We start from the raw sequence: 16,962 nt of genomic DNA, 5'->3' as shown, positions 1-16,962 counted from the left end.
CGCTCGAGGACGGCCCCGCGGCGCTGAAGTGAGCGCGAGTCCCGTCGTCGACGGCTGACCCGCGCCGTCACGGCGTTCCGCGTGGCTCGAGCACCGATCGATCGCCCGGATTTCAACGGCATGAACGTGTAACGCGACACCGGAACTACGGCCGCGTGGAAGCGTCGGCAGATGGTCCGTCGCAGAACGGGAACCGTGATTCTCGTCACAGTCGTCCTGCTCGTCGCAACCGCGGCCTACAGCGTCCTCGCGGTTGACCGTCCGCAGATCGAATCGGTCGACAACGAGTGGGGGACCGTCACGAACGACCGAACCGAAGTCGAAACGCGGATCGACGTCGACAATCCGCTGTTGCTCCGCGTCGGCGACGCCGCGGCGGACGTCTCCTATACGGTTTCGATGAACGACATCGAAGTCGCGACCGAGCAGGAAAATCGCGTCTCCCTCGAGGGCGACGAGAGTACCGTCGGCGTCTCGACGTGGCTCGATAACGACGAGATTCCGGCGTGGTGGGCGTCCCATATCGATCGCAACGAGACGACGACGGTGCGAGTCCAACCCGACGTCGTCGTGGACGTCGCCGGCATCCGCCTTCCGGCAGACGAGTGGACGCGGACTCGAACCGTCCACACGAACCTGCTCGAACCGCTCGAAACGAACAAGAGTCGGGAGTTTCAGGCGTACGGCCGGACGGTGATGGTCGTCGACGAGACGAACGCGGCGTGGGGGAACGCCACCGCGAACCGAACGCCGATCGACGCGTCGGCGACGGTGACCAACCCGACGCCGCTCCCGGTACCGATCACGGAGATCAGGTACACGGTCCAGTTGAACGGAGTCGTCGTCGGAGAGGGCACCGCCGCCGCCGAACGGACCGTGCTGGAGCCCGACGGGACGCAGACGCTCGAGGCGACTGCGGCCATCGATAACTCCAGGCTCAACGAGTGGTGGGTCACGCACCTCCGGAACGACGAGACGTCGAACCTGAGCGTCGATTTCGACGCGACCCTCGAGTACGGCGGCGTCAAGCGCACGGTTCCGCTCGACTTCATCTCGTACGAACGGACGTTCGAGACGGACCTGCTCGGCGCGGCGGACTCGAGTGCGAACGAGTCGGCGGGGAACGAGTCCGCGAGTGCGATGAGACCGATCGATCCGTAAACGTCGATCGCGCCGAAACAACCACCACCCGGTCGGCTTTTTCGGACTCCGCCACGTTTACCCGGACACGACCGACTTCCGCGGAGCCTGAAGCGAAGACGAGGTCGCGACCTTCCTGCAGAGGCGACGATCCCGATCCGAATCGCCACCCGACGGCCGGACGACTCGCCATGGGTCATCACGCCGTGGTTCCGCTATCGAGACGGGGCGCTCGAGTGTGCGACGGGAGCGAACGCGGACGTGGTACGTTTCCTTCGACGCGATTCCGAAGTCGCATTCGACATCTCGACCAACGACATCCCCTACCGCGGGATCAGGGGGAACGGAACCGTCGAACTCTCGTCTGATAGCGAGAAAACGCTCTTGCGGGCCCTCACCGAGCGATATCTCGGCGGGACAGGTTCCCCGCTTGCACGGCGGTTGCTCGACGACCGCGACGAGGTTCGCATCCGACTCGAGCCGCGAGCGGTCTACAGTTGGGACTAGAGCGAACGGATGGGGAACGGCACGAGCGAAAAATCCGAATGAAGTCCGGTAGTACGTCCGTTTCCGTCTCGCTGTGTCCAGTCGGTCAGTCGTCGGCGCTGGGCTTGACCATTTTCGGCCCGTCGGAGTCGCCGCCGCGCGGGAAGTTGTCGATCGTCTCCGATCGGAACGCCGACTCGTCGAACTCGTACTCGCCGTCGAGGAACTCGAGCAGCGTGTGCGTGTCCCGCATCGCGTTCTTGAGACACGTCGAGGCACCCGGCGACGGCGTGATGTTGAAGATGACGTCGTCGCCGACGATCTTGGCCTCGCCCATATCGAGGGACTTGTTTTTCGTGTCGACGATTTGCGGGCGGACGCCGCCGTACCCCTTGGCACGTTCGATGTCCTCGAGTTCGACGCTCGGGACCACCTTCTGGACGTGCGGCAGGAACTGTTTCGGGCCGATGTTCGGAACGTCGTAGACGAGGTTCCGGAGCACGTACGGCAGGAGGATCCGATCCGAGAGGATATTGGCGTAGCTCAGGAACGCCGCCGCGTTCAGTCCGAACACGTCGAGGAAGTCTTTGACGGTCGTGATGCGGCCGCGCTCGAGCGTCGGGACGAGCTTCGCGGTCGGCCCGAACCGCGTAACGGATGAGTCGTGGACGTCCGCATCGCCGTGGACCGCGGCGAAGGGCAGTTTCTTCATCTGGAGCGTGTAAACCTTCCCGTTCAGGAGGTCGTCCGCGAGGAAGAAGCTCCCGGCGATGGGGAGGAGGACCTTGTCCTGGCCGTAGCCGAGTTCCTTCGCGATCTGGAGGCTGTGCGAGCCGGCCGCGACGACGGTCGCGTCGCAGTCGAAGCGCCCGTCGTCCGTCTCGATCGTGTAGCCCTTGAGCGTCGGCGTGATGTCCGTGACTTCCGTCCCGGTATGAACGTCGACGTTCGCCTCTTCGGCCGCTTCCTCGACGAACGACTTCGTCGCCTCGCCGTAGTCGACGACGTAGCCGTCCGGCGTCTGCAGTGCGAGCATGTCCTTCGAGGGATCGCGGCCCTCGACGACCTTGGGTTCGATCTCGCCGATTTCCTCGCGTTCGATCGGTCGGAGTTTCGGGAAGAGGTCACCGAAGCCGTCGTCCTCGTACCGCTGCTCGAGATCCGCGACCTCCTCGTCACCGACGCCGAGCACCATCTTGCTGCGCTTGGCGTGCATCTCCCTGTCGGGATCGTTGTTCTCCAGATAGCCCGCGAGGAGTTCCGCCCCCTCTTTGACCTCTTCGGCCTTCTCGAGCGTGTAGTTGGTCTCGATGTCCCCGAAGTGGAGGGTCTGGGAGTTGTTCGTGTGGTGGGAGTTGATCGCTGCGATCTCCGATTCCTTCTCGATCAGCGCGATCGAGTCGATATCAGTGAACTTTGCGGTCGTGTATAGAAGTGATGCACCACTGATACCACCGCCGACGATTACGAGGTCGTATTTACCAGACATTATTGATCGGTGTGGTCGGTGTTGTAAATGCTCGACTCCAGACTGATAACTCATATTTTTTCGATCGGGTTTTCGACGGTTGTCGTATCCCACATCGACGGCTGTATTCTCGGGTGCAAAATTCCTCGAAGGAGCCGGGCATATCAGTCAGTAGAAGGCTCTTTCCCGCATATTTCTCGGTCAGGCCTCACTCGTATTCCGGTACTTCGATCGACACTCTCGTTCCTCGACCCGGCTTGCTCGAACTCATTCCCCGCATTTGTATCGACAGTCGACGTACCGGTGCGTTCGCCGACCTGACAAACGTATTTCTTGGGCCATCGGAATTGCGCAGTCGAAGTTGGAAGAAATAAACTTTGGCTGTATTTATCCAAGCGGTTGATTCCTCGGTTGGAGACGACCGATATACACCCTGGTGTCGTGTTGACTCCCCAAGGGGTACTACAACCGTTTCTTCGAGACGGTTCTGCAGTCCGACCGCCGTCCGAGACTGAAGCGCCGTGTCTCCGTTCGGGGAAACTATCCGTCGGGGTGGTATCTGCAGGCACTCCCGCTTGTGCGCGATACCGGCCGACTCTGATCCGTCTGTCTGGATCCGTGACACGAGGGCGATCGGTGCTAAAACCGATGGCGGTAACGGTGAGGACCAGACTGGGTCCGACTAGACTTTAGGTGTTCACCAGCTATGGTACACGTGAATTCTAACGAGGTCCGCCGCCAGTGGGCAGAGCGGACTGGAGAGTACTCCCCGGAGTATTACGCCTACTACGGCCCTGACGAGCGGAGCGAGTCGGTCCGCGATCTTCTCGAGCGATTTGTCGACCCAGAGGCGTCCGTCCTCGAGCTCGGCTGTAGTTCGGGCCGGCACCTCGCACATCTCTACGACCACGGCTTCGAGAACCTGACCGGGATCGACGTCAACGACGACGCGTTCGACGTCATGGAGGAGACCTACCCGGATCTCGCCGCCGCGGGAACGTTCTACAACGACACGATCGAAGGCGTCGTCGGCGACTTCGACGACGACCGGTTCGACGTCGTCTACTCGGTCGAGACGCTCCAGCACCTTCACCCGGACGTCGAGTGGGTCCTCGAGGACATCTCTCGGATCACCGACGACCTCCTCATCACGGTCGAGAACGAGGGCGACGACGAGACCGCTCATTCGGAGTCGGCCGACCCCGACGTGAGCTACGTCAACGACGACTTCCCCCTCTACCACCGCGACTGGAACCGCGTGTTTACCGAGCTGGGGTTGCTCGAGGTCGATGTCGAAGTGGGCGACCGTGATACCGTCCGGGCGTTCCGTACGTCACAGGAGTAGGTGTTGTGTGGGCGGCTCGAGTTGCCGAGCACGAGACAGGCACAACGACGCGTATCCACTTCCCGTAGAACGTCTTCGATTCTCTAGAATAGGGGCTCGGCACTCGAACAGGAACGACTTACGAGTACCGCTGCACTTGAGAGAACACGTCTAACGAACCCGATAGAGAGCAGGCTTCGTGAGGCTCCTGGACCCGGGCATCTCTACTCCTACCCATAGCGATGCGATACTCGGCATACTGGATTGTTATCTTCTCGATAGTAAGTTCCGGCCGTGTAGTGAGTAGATTGTTCAATGGTCGGGTCAATCGCCTCATAGAGCGGCGGCAATTCAACTGGGTCAGAACTACGAATCCTCCAGCATCGATTGTGAATTCAAGGAGTTCGACCGTGACGTCCTCCCCGTCGTAAACGACGGGGTTCTCTCGCTGTTTAAGAGAGGACTACAGGTTCCAGTTCAGTATCTGCTCGCCACTATGTCTCAGTGACTTTCGGAATGAGCGATTATTAGAGGGGTTGGTTTACCCTTGGGACAGGGACCGTATCCTGGCCAGACACGCCCGATCGTGGTCCAGCTATCGTTTTCATGGATGACCAGATCCTTTCGGGGCCGCGATGAGCCACCGCTAGGATTCGGTTGCCGCTGCGAGTCCTCAGGCGATTACTCGTGTGTATGCCCGAGTGTTTCGTTTGCTGTCTGATTCAACCGTTCGACTCCCTCTCGAGCCTCCTCGGGGAGGGCTTCCTGGGGTGCTTCGAGTGCGGGTTGTTCGTGTGGATCTGGCTCGCCGACGATCACGCTTCCTACCATTCCCATTCCCTCGTGGGGTTGGCAGAAGTAGTCGTACACCCCCTCGCCGTCGAACGTGTGTTCGAACGTTTGACCCTTCTCGTCCAAGATACCGCTATCCCAGCCATCCGTATCGTCGGGGATCCGCTGTGGTTTCTCCGCACCTGAATGGTATGCAGTTGTCGTGTGGCTCCCGCTCTGCAGCGTCCAGGTTACGGTGCCGCCAGGTTCGATCCAGACGAGGTGAGGATCGAAGTGGTGTCCGTCGTTGGAGACCATCGCAACGTCGGCGTTCTCGGACGGACTTTCGGGTGCGTCGCCGTCATGGCTATGCGACCCGAGGTCCGTGATCGGACTCCCGTCGGGACCGAGTACCCACCAGACGTCGTTGAGGCCCTGACCTTCGACGTCACCCAATGCCTCGTCGCGAGCGAAGTAGTACAGCGGCCAGCCGTTCGCGACCACCTGCAGTGATCCGTCCTCTCGTTCGAACGTCGTCACGTCGGCTTCAACGTCTTCACCGACGGTCGGTTCATCGTCGACCGTCAGTGGCGGCCAGTTCTCAGCGCAGTCATCATAACAGACGCTCGCCCCTTCACCCTGCGTGTCCTGATCGAACATGTACAGCGTCTGTCCCGTGGGGCCCACGAGGATGGGATCGTGGTCACAGTGGCAGTAGACTTGGACCATCTGACCCAGTTGATCGCCGACCGTCTCGTCATTGACCGCATCGGTTCCATCGTCGTTCTCGGTCTCGTTCTCATCGGTTGAACCTGACGCCAGTCCTTCGCTCGAGTTATCGGAGCCCAGACATCCTGCCATGGTGATCGCTCCGGCCGTCGTCCCGAGTAGTGTGCGTCGGTTGAGGCGCATACCTGATCGGTCGCCGTTTCAGTACAAGATCATTTTCCGGACTTCATCCAAAATTCGTCCAAAGTCGGCGAGACCTGTCAGAGCCACGTAATTCGGGTTAAAAACACCAATGCAATAAGCTCGAGACCGCACAGCATTGTCACGCCGACCTGTACGTCAGTACCGGAGTTGACGAACCAGCCGATGAAGTCCGGATGGAGGACGTAGAAATACAGCCAGAGACCGTTTTGAACGAGGAGGAGCACGGCGAACACGAGGAGTCCAAGCGTGTGGCGAGCGCCGTGCTGGCGGTAATTTCGAAGCCAGATCGAACCGAGGACCAGCAGGAGTACCATGTTCACTCCTGCCGCCATCCTCGCCGCGTTGAGCCAGGCTTCCATTGAGTTCTATTGAGTCGTCACCGTTATAGGTGCTATCCAAATTTTGTCCCACATTACGGCTCCTCCGGATCGACCGTCTCGAGTATCTCTTCGACCGTACTCCAGTTCGCCGTCACTTGGTCGGAGAAGAGGTACATAGTACCGTAATCACCGCCGGCCGTCCTGACGACATTATTGTCCAGTAGCACGTCGAGATGGTGGCGAATCGTCGTGTAATCCATGTCGAGTTCGGTCGCGAGCTGGTTGGCGTTCCGCGGCCGCTCGTTAAGCGCTCGGACGATCCGTACTCGAGTGGGACCACCGCGAGAACTCGCGAGCAAGTACCAGAGAACGCCGTCCATCCCCTTGGATATCGATTAGCTGGCTTGTAAACACTTGGTCAGGGTAGAGACTCAGATGAGGCACTGAAAAATTACGCTGATTACCTCTCTCGAGTATTACAGTGAACCGTCGCTGCCAGATTTCGTGTGGGAAATGATTTCCGTGACCTCCCTTTGCAGATCAAGGGATGGGACATGTAAACCGATGGCCTCGGCACTCGAACAGGGACCATTAACGAGTACCCTGAATTAGAACTCTGTACCTAGAAATCGATGTCAATCTACTCGGATCTGCTCGAGACGGCCCAGCTTAGTTTTGAAGTCGAGTGACAGATCGCAGTTGATCTCATTTCGGGCAGAAAAATTCCCCACGTATCCCCGCATACTTATTGACAGACGTTACCAAGTGTATCGCATGAAACGGAGGCGCTTTCTCATAACATCTGCGACCGTCACGACGGTTGTTCTTGCTGGATGTAGTGACCCAGATGAGGAGGATGATGATGGAGGTGGTATCGGATACGACCTCGATGAAGCGCAGCAATTTCGATCTCGGGATAACTCCCGAATCGCGAGGTGACTGGCACTCGCGCGGTCCCCGAGTTACCGATTCCCCTCCCCCGTAGTTGCGACGCCTTGAAATGTCTTAGATACCGTGAAAGAGAAGAAAAGATGCATGTAAATCGATGGTCTCGGCACTCATAGCGCGCGGAACGAAGGTTAGTTTATATGTCCATGACCATCGGTTACACCTCTGGGGGATCGCATTCTCCAGTAACGTGAAGCCAGAGAGCGGGTGTCAGAGAGCATCATCGAGATGTTCAATGTCTCGGAGTCTGTCGTCGTGTTTGTAGGAGGAATCAGAGTATCATTGCGTCGAAGGTGATAAGCGGACCGCTGATCGCCATGGCCAGGAATTGAGTATTACGGAGGCAACGGCGAAAGTGATCGATCGTTACAGTAGAGAAATAGCTATACCGGTAGTGTGCATACAATTACCATGGCATCAACTATCGCAACTTCGCCGATCGACGATATCGCGTATCTCGCACGAGCGGAACACCGTGTCCCGGCACTTATCGCGTTGACTGTCCGTCCCCGGAGTCGGTCCGAGCTCTGGGAAATAACCGGGGTTTCGTCATCTACAATTCGGCGGACGCTCAGCGAGTTCGAAGACCGCAGCTGGATACGTAGGAATGGGTATCAGTACGAGGCAACACAGCTGGGCGCATATATTGCCTCTGCGATGGCTGAGTTGATTGAACGGTCCGAAACTGAGCGGAAGCTTCGTGACGTCTGGCACTGGCTTCCGGGTGAGGAGAGTGGGTTCACGATCGATATGTGTGCCGATGCGGTCGTGACGGTTGCTGATGCCGATGATCCGTACCGCCCGGTGACTCGGTTTATGTCCTTGCTCGAGGAGACTGATCGGTTTCGGTTCGTCGGGTTCAATGTGGCCCTGCTCCAGCCGTGTAAGGACGAGCTCTGTCAGCAGATTATCGACGGTATGCAGACGGAGATTATCGATCCGCCACGAGTCGCCAGATATATTCGGTCGACCTGTCCGGAGCTCTTCTCAGAGACGTTAGAGACCGGCAATCTCACGGTCTGGTTACACGATGAATTACCGTCCTACGGTGTCGGTCTCTTCGATGATCGGATCGCACTCAGTGGCTATGATCCCGACAGCGTGATGGTCCGTGTATTGGTCGATACTGATGACTCAGAGACACGTGAGTGGGCGGAATCGATATATGAGTCATACCGGCACAAGACCCCGACGGTCCCTCTCGAAACGATCGTGGAGTGATCATATGGCCACTGCGGTCGGAGTCGGGAGACTCTATCGGGGATTTTTGTATCGATGTCGTGGGTACTGTCGACGAAATTGGGGTGTCGCGGTGAGCCGTGTAGCGGATAACACCTTCGTTTCCAGGCGGTGACTACCCTTCCAACGTCTGCACGGGCGTCAGTGGCTGCCGGAATACCACCAGATAGCTACCTAACCTTCACGCTCGTATCTTGCTGAGAGGTGAAACGGAACCAACTATGGCACAAGCACACAAGCTCGATTGTGAGGCGGCAGCGGCCGATTGCCGGTTCATTATCCAATCAGAAAACGAAGAGGAGGCGCTCGAATTGGCTAAGAATCACATGAAAGAAGTTCACGGCCAAGACTACACGGACGAGGAACTGAAGGAAGACCATCTACAGGTTGTATAACGGCGTTCAATACCGATTCTATCCCCTTTTTCTCGCTCGAATTTCGACGGTGTGTCATAATTCTGGATTATTCCAGTAGTTCTGAGGCAGATATAGCGTCACGGCTCGGTGGAAGCCTCGGATTCCCGAGGTCCTCACCACTAGAACAGCTCTAGGGCGCATTGAGCCCGCTATCAACGGGTTCTCCCTGCGAAATCAACGCCTTGGATTGGCGGACTGTTCCTCGCTTTTCAGGTGGTGACCACCCTTCCACCGTCTGCAGGGGCAGCCACCAGTTGCCGGAATGTCAGTAGATAGCTACCTATCCTGTACACTCGTATCGTTTACTGCCGAGAGGCGCAATGAAATCATGACTGACGAACAACAAGTCACTCACGGAGTAGATGTTGAGAAACTCGGGAAGTTCGCCGAATACGCGGCCGAACATCCCGACGAGGTACAGCTCGGACTCGGGGCGCGCTCGACCTACGAGGGGACGTGCGCCCACAGCCTCGCGCAGATGGATTCGTACACGCTTGGCGACGAGACGATCGTGCGCGAAACCCGCGAGTACACGATCCCGTACGGCGGATGGAAGGAAGTGTTGGACGCTGGCGGCTGGGTCGGCGCGACGGATCGGATGGAACCGATCGAAGTTGCGCTCTCCGCGCTCGCTTCATGCATCAACGTCGGCATCACCATCAACGCTGTCGCGAATGGTGTCGCCATTGAGCGGCTCCAAACGCGTGTTCGTACCGATACCGATCCGGGTGTCCTCTTCAGTCTCAAGGATCTCGAGGAGGCGGACAGCGTCTTCGAGAATCTGACTGCTGAAATCGAGATCGAGGGTGAGGATATCGACGAGGACGAGATCGATGAGTGGGCGCGGCGTGCACCGGTGTACACGCTCGTGTCGTTCGCCCAGGACGTCGAACTCACGGTCAATACCCCCACCGAGGTGCGGGCGGACGACTAACGAGGTGATCACGAATGGCAAATACACTCGACGTGGACCGCCTCGAGCGGGCAGTCAAAAACGTCTACCGCGATGTCGCGGAGACACCGACCGAAGAGTATCACTTCGAGATGGGTCGTCAGTTGGCCGAACGGCTCGGCTACCTGCCGGAGGATCTTGACCAGGCGCCCGAGGAGGCTACGGAGTCCTTCGCTGGTGTGGGGTACCACTTCGATCTCGCTGATCTCGAGGAAGGAGACGACGTCCTCGACCTGGGTAGCGGATCAGGGACGGACGCGTTCGTCGCGGCGCTCCACGTCGGAGACTCAGGGAGCGTCACTGGACTGGACATGACCGACGAACAGCTTTCGAAGGCCCGACAGTTGCGCGACGAGGCGGGGATGGACAACGTCTCCTTCGAGAAGGGGTACATCGAGGACCTCCCGTTCGATGATGGGATGTTCGACGTCGTAATCTCGAACGGCGTTATCAACCTCTCGTCGGACAAAGCGCAGGTGTTCGAGGAAGCAAATCGGGTTCTCATCTCGGGGGGACAGCTCGCTCTCTCCGATATCATCAGCGAGCGGCAAATGCCGGAGAGCATCAAGACCGACGCGGATCTCTGGGCGGCCTGTATCGGTGGGGCCGAACAGATCGACCGCTACACGTCTATCGTCGAAACTGCGGGGTTCGAGGTACTGGACGTTCGGGATAACACCCGATACGAGTTCATCTCCGATCAGGCGGCGAACGCGTGTCAAAAGTATGGCGTGAAGAGTATCTCGCTCAGCGCCGAGAGGTAATCATGGGAGCAACAGAACAACCGGTTGCAGGCGAACGGGTAGAACAGGTCGAACTCAACGCGAAGCTTCGGAACGGATCAGTGTTGATGGCGCTCGCGGGCGTCGGGTTCATCGGCTACGGGATCGTATTTCTCATCTTGAACTTCGTGGGCGGTGGCTTCGAACTCGGAGTCAATCACCTCAATGGGATGACCCCGGCAGAGCTGGATCCGACCGTCGCGTACTACATCAGCCACCTACACGTCGCCACGGCGGCGTTCATCATCTCGACGGGGATCGCGGTCACCGCGCTCTCTTGGTACGGGGTCCGCCAACGGCTGCGGTGGGCGTGGGCGACCGCTGTCGTGACTGCCGTCGTCGGACTGGCGATCGCCCTGCCGATGCACTATACCGGCGGGTTCGCTCACGACTGGGTGACGCATCTCGGCCCGATCTATCTGGCCGTGATCGTGTTCGTTGTCGGGGTAGTATTAGCCCACCAAGGAATGCAGACTACATAACAAGTACTGGTACCGCTCCGCGCAAGCGAGCACTTTTTTGAAACAGTCCTGTCAGTAGCCCTCGAAACGATATGAAATTGAGATGACCACGCAAGCCGACGAAACGCCGACGTACGTGTTCCTGACCAACTTCACCCAACAAGGGATCGGAGACGTCACCGAAAGCCCTGGTCGGACGGAAGAGGCGAAAGCTTTGGTCGAGTCGATGGGCGGGACGTGGAAGGGATTTTTCGTCACGATGGGCCGGTATGACGGCCTCGTCATCGCCGAACTCCCGGACGATGCAACGGCTGCGCAAGCGGCTCTCACGCTTGCAAGCGGTGGCAACGTGACGACCGAGACGCTTCGGGCCTTCCCGCTGGACGAGTTTCGCGACATCGTCGACGCCACGGAGTGACGTGCTCCACGCCCGTGAGATATGAGCCTACACTCCTTCTATCGAGGCGTTAACGGTACGGCTGCTCTTCTATCGCTAGATTCGGCGAATGTTGGGCGGCTGAGTCGAATCGGTAGCCGATCACCTGGTTCGTTTTGGCACTCTATCTGAACTGTCAGCTAATATCGAAATTTATCGGCTCGGGTAGAGTGTTCTGATCGGACCGTGCGGCCGGAGGCCTAATATCAGTTGTCTCGCCGTTTGTCGGGAGCGCTCTGCCTGAGGCTCGAGGGAACCGATGAATTCTAGTGTCGTGTACATCCGTCCTGTGGAGGCCACCGTCACAGATTCCGCAGCCGCGCAATACATTATCGTACACGAATCTCGGCACTAAGGCGAATAGGCCGCAGAAGAGTTGGTGATCGATCACATACGCTCGGTCTCACCCCTCCTCGAGTCGGTCACGCGCACGGAGTTCGCCTCGGAGCAGACGAGGCGTACGCTCTAACGAAGCGATTCTCGCGAGAGAACGGGGAAATGCGGGGCCAGGGGTGAAAAGTGGCGGTTGGCTCGAGATAGGTGAATCAGCCGTTTCACCTACCCGAAGACACTCTATCTGGAGCGGAGTTCAGTTCGTGTATGGGATATGATCGGAGACGCGCGTTGCAGGTAGCGGGTGCGTCTATTTCTGGACTGCTGGTGGCCGGTTGTTTATCGACGGGTGATCCGGGAACCGACGACGAGAATAACGATGATCGGGATCGAGATGGTTCACTGGGAGATGATATCGACGAGATGACGATTGATGGGCGGCTGCACAACGAGGCGGGGGAGAAGCAGACGTTCGCAGTCACGATCCGGGATGCAGAGGGGTCTGAGGTTGCAAGAGACGAGTGGGAGGTCGGAGCAGGGGAGACGGCACCGGTTCCGGCGTTCGGCAAGCCGGGCGAGCCACGGACGTTCGAAGTCACCGTCGACGGGGTGACGGAGTCGGAGACGCTGGAGTTCGATGTGGAAGCGGAGCCGGGGAAGAAGGCTGGGTACGTGGAGATCACGTATACGTCGGATGGAACGATCGAGATCGTGTTCACTCCGGTCGGTGATGGCGGCAGTGGGTTGGCGCGTGTGGAAGCGCCGCCGTACGAGATTTCGGAGCCGGAGTGTAGCGGGATGGGGGATCGTGACCCGCTCTGGTTGTGTGAGAACATGGCAGCGGAGCCGTCAGTGGCGTTCGACCAGGTGGAGACCACGTTCGCGATCTTCGCGGGTGAAGGACTTACTCTCGAGGCGGAACCCGACGGCGAACACCAGTTCTATGCGGCGTTATTGACGGAGACTGATGATCTGGATCGTCTCAATGCGGACGCTGGTGGCGATCCGGTAGCGTTGATCGAGGAGACGGATTTCGATACCGAGGCGGTGCTCGTCGCGCAGACCGGGTGGGGGTCTGGTTCCGTCACGCCGCATCTGAAGCGGATCGAGGACACCGGTGACGGGATCCACGCGTTCGGGTGTTACCGCCGGCCGTGTGCGGGGACGGACGATTACACGATGCGGACGGTCGTGGCACGGTTCGAGCGGCCGGATAGCCTCGAGGAAGGGATTGTGAGCCTGACGGTCGATGCCGAACATCGGGTGAACTTCGAGGCCGGTGAGGGCGTGGTCACGGTGACAGACGTGTTGTAGACCGCAGTACTCCGCTACGACTCGGCGTGTAGTGGGCGGCCGCTGCGGACCGCACCACAGCCAAGCTGGGTTCCGTCCGCGTCCGCGGCCGCCTGGAATCATAGGAGGGCACGGCGCTTCGGACCACGTCGAGCCGTGATCCGATTGGTGCAAGCGGCGGAAAATCCCGAATCCACTCAACGCTACTCTTCAGAGCTATCCCATCGGATTCGTCTAACTCAATCTCATCAGCTTCGAGGAAGTGGATCACCACGATGACCGGTGGGGTTGCTATTTCACAGTAATCAGCAGCCAGTAATCACCCGATGATGCTTCGACGATCCAACGGAACTGACGTCAGAAATGGGGCCTCGGCACTCATAGGGCTCGTCATCACCGGATGCCGAGTCCGGCTCGGAGCGGGTGCATCGTCATCGGCCATGCGACGCTACAGCCGTCGCTCCAAAGACGATTTGGGTTCGTCAGCGAAAACCACATCGAACCTCGGCCTTACGAGCCGCGTCCCGCGTCCTCGTTCGCGAAGGCCGCGTTCCACTCGTCGATCAGGTTCTCGAGTCGCCCCGTACTCCGATGCGAGAACGTCCGGGGAGCGCGGTCGGTGGCCGTCCGCGGGTCCTCGGTAACGGCGCTCGAGGGAGCCGGTCGCGTACGGGTCGTGGGTCGATCGGGTGTCGATTCGGCGTCGGTCGTGGACTGCAGGTGTTGTGTGCTCATGTCGGTCGGGTGTGGGAGATCGTCAAAATCGGTACTCGTCGTCGGCGACAAATTCAGGCTGCTACGTGTACGACCGACATCTGTACCCACCCCTACTGAGCCCACGGTTATAAAAGTTCATGATAGATCTTCTCTCTGCGAGCAGCTATATGAAAACAAGTATCATGGGATGTATTCGCACAATCTGTCGCGGCCACCGACTCGCTCAAACCGTGGGTCGACGCTCGTTTCGGGCCGCATAAGTCCGATAGCTTGAGAACCCGTCCCCGTAATCACTTGGGTACCGATGACTGGCGACGAGCGCGACGGCGACGGGGCGGACGTCAGCTTCGTAGTGCCGGCTCGAAACGAAGCGGAGTACCTCCGGGGAACCCTCGCGAGCCTGACCGCGCTGGACACGGCCTACGAGTACGAGGTGCTCGTCGTCGACGGCGACTCGAGCGACGCGACCCGCGAGATCGTCCGCGAATACGACGCGACGGTCGTTCCCGAGGCCGGTACGAGCATCGCGACGGCGCGGAATCTTGGGGCCGAGCGCGCGTCCGGCGAGTGGCTGGCGTTCGTCGACGCGGACACGCGGGTGCGGGCGAACTACCTCACCGAACTGCTCGGCTTCGTCGAGGCCAAAAAGCTCGCGGCCGCCAGTTCCTACTGTCGGATCACCGGCCCCCGCCGAGCGAAGCTCATGGAGGCGACGATCAACTACGTCTTTCCGCGGCTCGAGCGGCCGATCCTGCCGGGGTTCAACTGCTTCGTCCATCGCCGGGCCTTCGAGGAGATCGGTGGCTTTCCCGACGTGTCGAACGAGGACACGGCGTTCAGCCGGCGGCTCGCTCGTCGCTATCCGACGGCGTTCTGCCCGACCGTGCTGGTCGAGAGTTCGGGCCGACGGATCGCCGACCGCGGGCTGACGGGGACGCTGTGGCACTACGCGCGACTCGACCTCGAGCGGCTCCGGGCGGGGTACTGATCGAGGACCGGACGCACGCGAGCCGCCGCGTTACGGTCCCACTCTTTTACCGCTCGGCGTTGCCGATACCGCCGTGTCGAACGTGCCACCGGAGGCGGAACGCCTGCTCGAGAGCGAGCCGTTGATGGCCCATCTGGGAACCTGCGCCGAGGGACGGCCCCACGTCGCGCCGGTCTGGTATCGGTACGCCGACGGCGTCGTCGAGATCGTCACGACGGGGCAGAAACTGGCGAACGTCAGGGAGAATCCGCGAGTCGCCCTCTCGGTACAGAACGACGAGGCGGGGCGCGCGCAGTGGGCGGTGACGCTGCTCGGAACCGCGACCGTCATCGCGGACGCCGCCGAGACCGCCGCCGCTCGCCGCCGGATCAACGACAAGTACGGCGTCGATCCTGACGCCTACGCCGACAACGCCTTGGTCCGGATCGTCGTCGGTTCGGCGACCTATCGAACCTACGACGACGCCCTCGAGTGACGGTTCGAGAACACCTCACCCGCGTCCCTCGGGCGACTGCTCGCGCTGTCTCCGATGCGTCTCAGCTCGAGTTCTCTCGTCCACGGCGAGCAGTCGCGTCGGCCGCCTCGAGCGCCGTGAAATCAGTTTTCGAGTCGCTCGCGAGCCGCGGCGACCACGAGCGGGAGCGTGATCGTCGCGTCGGCGTAGACCGAGACGTTCTCGGCGTCTTTCTCGAGTTTGCCCCACGAACGGGCTTCGTCGAGGGTTGCGCCGGAGAGGCCGCCGGTCTGTTTGGGGTCCATCGTCAACTGGACGGCGTAGTCGTAGGCGTCGGGCGAGACGAGCATCGTCTGGAGGGTGAAATTCTTGGGGACGCCGCCGCCGACGACGAACGCGCCGGCTTCCTCCGCGTGGTAGGCGATGTCGGTCAGCGGCGTCATGTCCGCCAGCGCGTCCAGCGAGAAGGCCGACGTCTGGGAGTACATCCACGCCTGCAGGCCGAGCACGGAGTCCTGAACGGCGGGACAGTAGATCGGCACGTCGTTCTCGTACGCCGCGGCGGCGATACCCGCGTCCTCGTCGATGTCGTCGCGTTCGTTCACCTCGGCGTTCGCCCGCCCGAGTTCCGCCGTGAGCCGCTGGATCGAGACGAGGCCCTCGTCTTCGCACTCGGCCTCGAGCACCGGGAAGACCTCCTCGCGCAGGTGAGACTCGAAGGTCGCGAAGAACTCCTGTGGGAGGTAGACGTTGTAAATGCGGTCGACGCCCTCGTCGCGCAGCGTCTCGTCGTGTTCGCGCTCGGTCTTTCCCTCGCCGTGGACCGCGCCGTGATGGTGTTTCCCGCCGATCGCCTCGATCGAGTCGTGGGTGAGGTTCGCGCCGGTCGTGACGAGTACGTCGATGTAGCCGTCGCGGATCAGGTCGGCGACGATCGCTCGCATCCCCGTGGGGACCATCGCGCCCGCGAGGCCGAAGAAAACGGTCACGTCGTCGTCGAACATCGCTTCGGTGACGTCGACGGCCTCGTGGAGATCAGCCGCGCCGACGCCCGCGTTGCCGTACTCGTCCGCGAGTTCGCCGACCGTCATTCCGGCGCGGACCTCGGCGTGACCGATCGGGTCGTGCGAGAAGGTCTCCCGGTCGGGGTCGTGGTGGTCGTTCGCCTCGTCGCCGCCGTCGGGGGCGTCGCTCCCGTTGTCGTCCTCGTGCTCGTCGCTCATGTCCTCGGCTCCGTGAGCCACCGGTTTGAACGTCGCGGTCTCGCACGCAACGTGCCGAACGAGCCATCGGATCGCCGATCGACGGGAATCACGCCGGTCGACGGCGATCAGCGCAGTCGATTCCACCACCAGATCGGAATCGGACACGCCACCGTCGCCCCGCTCGAGGCGGTGGCGATCCGCTCGCCGTGCAGAAACAGATCGACGGTTACAGCGCCGCCCTCGCCCGAGGCGGCGAAACAGCGCGTCGCGTTCGGCGGGACGACCAGCCCCTTGCG

Annotated in this window: 17 protein-coding genes and 1 pseudogene; 12 read left to right on the top strand and 6 right to left on the bottom strand. The window is 60.3% G+C overall.

What is annotated here, in order from left to right; all coding sequences use genetic code 11:
- Positions 1-171 precede the first annotated feature (171 nt).
- Both PGX04_RS11710 and PGX04_RS11705 read left to right on the top strand, forming a co-directional pair.
- The gene (locus PGX04_RS11710) at positions 172-1,161 is read left to right on the top strand and encodes an LEA/WHy family protein (RefSeq protein ID WP_273738672.1); all 990 of its coding nucleotides are present in this window, start codon (positions 172-174) and stop codon (positions 1,159-1,161) included.
- Between the two features lie 115 nt (positions 1,162-1,276).
- Positions 1,277-1,647 (top strand): annotated as a pseudogene (locus tag PGX04_RS11705) (pyridoxamine 5'-phosphate oxidase family protein).
- A gap of 85 nt (positions 1,648-1,732) precedes the next feature.
- Here PGX04_RS11705 and PGX04_RS11700 read toward each other — a convergent pair.
- Positions 1,733-3,115, bottom strand: a complete 1,383-nt coding sequence (locus PGX04_RS11700; RefSeq protein WP_273738671.1) for an FAD-dependent oxidoreductase — start codon at positions 3,113-3,115, stop codon at positions 1,733-1,735.
- Between the two features lie 694 nt (positions 3,116-3,809).
- Here PGX04_RS11700 and PGX04_RS11695 point away from each other — a divergent pair.
- The gene (locus PGX04_RS11695; RefSeq protein WP_273738674.1) at positions 3,810-4,439 is read left to right on the top strand and encodes a class I SAM-dependent methyltransferase; all 630 of its coding nucleotides are present in this window, start codon (positions 3,810-3,812) and stop codon (positions 4,437-4,439) included.
- 660 nt (positions 4,440-5,099) lie between these two features.
- Here PGX04_RS11695 and PGX04_RS11690 read toward each other — a convergent pair.
- The 3 genes from PGX04_RS11690 to PGX04_RS11680 form a co-directional block, all read right to left on the bottom strand.
- On the bottom strand, positions 5,100-6,101 hold the full coding sequence (locus PGX04_RS11690; RefSeq protein WP_273738670.1) for a plastocyanin/azurin family copper-binding protein: 1,002 nt from the start codon (positions 6,099-6,101) through the stop codon (positions 5,100-5,102).
- A 77-nt stretch (positions 6,102-6,178) separates the two neighbouring features.
- On the bottom strand, positions 6,179-6,481 hold the full coding sequence (locus PGX04_RS11685; RefSeq protein ID WP_273738669.1) for a DUF8036 family membrane protein: 303 nt from the start codon (positions 6,479-6,481) through the stop codon (positions 6,179-6,181).
- Between the two features lie 53 nt (positions 6,482-6,534).
- Complete coding sequence (locus tag PGX04_RS11680; RefSeq protein WP_273738668.1) at positions 6,535-6,822, bottom strand: winged helix-turn-helix domain-containing protein; 288 nt, start codon at positions 6,820-6,822, stop codon at positions 6,535-6,537.
- Between the two features lie 979 nt (positions 6,823-7,801).
- Here PGX04_RS11680 and PGX04_RS11675 point away from each other — a divergent pair.
- From PGX04_RS11675 to PGX04_RS11645, 7 genes are all read left to right on the top strand, one after another.
- Positions 7,802-8,611 (top strand): helix-turn-helix transcriptional regulator, encoded by an 810-nt coding sequence (locus PGX04_RS11675; protein ID WP_273738667.1) that lies wholly within the window; start codon positions 7,802-7,804, stop codon positions 8,609-8,611.
- A 239-nt stretch (positions 8,612-8,850) separates the two neighbouring features.
- Positions 8,851-9,024, top strand: coding sequence for a DUF1059 domain-containing protein (locus PGX04_RS11670; protein WP_273738666.1), 174 nt, complete (start codon positions 8,851-8,853; stop codon positions 9,022-9,024).
- A 349-nt stretch (positions 9,025-9,373) separates the two neighbouring features.
- Positions 9,374-9,979 carry an OsmC family protein gene (locus tag PGX04_RS11665; protein ID WP_273738665.1) on the top strand — a complete coding sequence of 202 codons (606 nt, stop codon included), beginning with the start codon at positions 9,374-9,376 and terminating at the stop codon, positions 9,977-9,979.
- A 14-nt stretch (positions 9,980-9,993) separates the two neighbouring features.
- Positions 9,994-10,761: a methyltransferase domain-containing protein gene (locus PGX04_RS11660; protein ID WP_273738664.1), complete on the top strand. Its 768-nt coding sequence runs from the start codon at positions 9,994-9,996 to the stop codon at positions 10,759-10,761.
- 2 nt (positions 10,762-10,763) lie between these two features.
- Positions 10,764-11,261 (top strand): hypothetical protein, encoded by a 498-nt coding sequence (locus PGX04_RS11655; protein ID WP_273738663.1) that lies wholly within the window; start codon positions 10,764-10,766, stop codon positions 11,259-11,261.
- An 82-nt stretch (positions 11,262-11,343) separates the two neighbouring features.
- Positions 11,344-11,658 (top strand): GYD domain-containing protein, encoded by a 315-nt coding sequence (locus PGX04_RS11650; RefSeq protein WP_273738662.1) that lies wholly within the window; start codon positions 11,344-11,346, stop codon positions 11,656-11,658.
- Positions 11,659-12,432: 774 nt separating this feature from the next.
- Positions 12,433-13,323, top strand: coding sequence for a hypothetical protein (locus tag PGX04_RS11645; RefSeq protein WP_273738661.1), 891 nt, complete (start codon positions 12,433-12,435; stop codon positions 13,321-13,323).
- Between the two features lie 489 nt (positions 13,324-13,812).
- Here PGX04_RS11645 and PGX04_RS11640 read toward each other — a convergent pair whose 3' ends face one another.
- Positions 13,813-14,037, bottom strand: coding sequence for a hypothetical protein (locus tag PGX04_RS11640; RefSeq protein ID WP_273738660.1), 225 nt, complete (start codon positions 14,035-14,037; stop codon positions 13,813-13,815).
- A 286-nt stretch (positions 14,038-14,323) separates the two neighbouring features.
- Between PGX04_RS11640 and PGX04_RS11635 the strand changes: the two genes are divergently transcribed.
- Positions 14,324-15,007, top strand: a complete 684-nt coding sequence (locus PGX04_RS11635) for a glycosyltransferase family 2 protein (RefSeq protein ID WP_273738659.1) — start codon at positions 14,324-14,326, stop codon at positions 15,005-15,007.
- A 73-nt stretch (positions 15,008-15,080) separates the two neighbouring features.
- A complete protein-coding gene (locus tag PGX04_RS11630) occupies positions 15,081-15,482 on the top strand; it encodes a pyridoxamine 5'-phosphate oxidase family protein (RefSeq protein ID WP_273738658.1) in 402 nt (133 codons plus the stop codon).
- A gap of 122 nt (positions 15,483-15,604) precedes the next feature.
- On the opposite strand, the gene PGX04_RS11625 is transcribed toward PGX04_RS11630, so the two are convergent.
- Positions 15,605-16,684 (bottom strand): deoxyhypusine synthase, encoded by a 1,080-nt coding sequence (locus tag PGX04_RS11625; RefSeq protein ID WP_273738673.1) that lies wholly within the window; start codon positions 16,682-16,684, stop codon positions 15,605-15,607.
- Positions 16,685-16,962 lie beyond the last annotated feature (278 nt).

Source organism: Natrinema soli (genome assembly GCF_028618695.1).
This window is presented reverse-complemented; position numbering and strand designations above follow the sequence as displayed.

Bases quoted from the DNA above. Each gene is read 5' to 3' on its own strand.
- PGX04_RS11710 (WP_273738672.1), top strand. From the start codon at position 172: ATGGTCCGTCGCAGAACGGGAACCGTGATTCTCGTCACAGTCGTCCTG.
- PGX04_RS11700 (WP_273738671.1), bottom strand. From the start codon at position 3,115: ATGTCTGGTAAATACGACCTCGTAATCGTCGGCGGTGGTATCAGTGGT.
- PGX04_RS11690 (WP_273738670.1), bottom strand. From the start codon at position 6,101: ATGCGCCTCAACCGACGCACACTACTCGGGACGACGGCCGGAGCGATC.
- PGX04_RS11685 (WP_273738669.1), bottom strand. From the start codon at position 6,481: ATGGAAGCCTGGCTCAACGCGGCGAGGATGGCGGCAGGAGTGAACATG.
- PGX04_RS11680 (WP_273738668.1), bottom strand. From the start codon at position 6,822: ATGGACGGCGTTCTCTGGTACTTGCTCGCGAGTTCTCGCGGTGGTCCC.
- PGX04_RS11675 (WP_273738667.1), top strand. From the start codon at position 7,802: ATGGCATCAACTATCGCAACTTCGCCGATCGACGATATCGCGTATCTC.
- PGX04_RS11670 (WP_273738666.1), top strand. From the start codon at position 8,851: ATGGCACAAGCACACAAGCTCGATTGTGAGGCGGCAGCGGCCGATTGC.
- PGX04_RS11665 (WP_273738665.1), top strand. From the start codon at position 9,374: ATGACTGACGAACAACAAGTCACTCACGGAGTAGATGTTGAGAAACTC.
- PGX04_RS11660 (WP_273738664.1), top strand. From the start codon at position 9,994: ATGGCAAATACACTCGACGTGGACCGCCTCGAGCGGGCAGTCAAAAAC.
- PGX04_RS11655 (WP_273738663.1), top strand. From the start codon at position 10,764: ATGGGAGCAACAGAACAACCGGTTGCAGGCGAACGGGTAGAACAGGTC.
- PGX04_RS11650 (WP_273738662.1), top strand. From the start codon at position 11,344: ATGACCACGCAAGCCGACGAAACGCCGACGTACGTGTTCCTGACCAAC.
- PGX04_RS11645 (WP_273738661.1), top strand. From the start codon at position 12,433: ATGACGATTGATGGGCGGCTGCACAACGAGGCGGGGGAGAAGCAGACG.
- PGX04_RS11640 (WP_273738660.1), bottom strand. From the start codon at position 14,037: ATGAGCACACAACACCTGCAGTCCACGACCGACGCCGAATCGACACCC.
- PGX04_RS11635 (WP_273738659.1), top strand. From the start codon at position 14,324: ATGACTGGCGACGAGCGCGACGGCGACGGGGCGGACGTCAGCTTCGTA.
- PGX04_RS11625 (WP_273738673.1), bottom strand. From the start codon at position 16,684: ATGAGCGACGAGCACGAGGACGACAACGGGAGCGACGCCCCCGACGGC.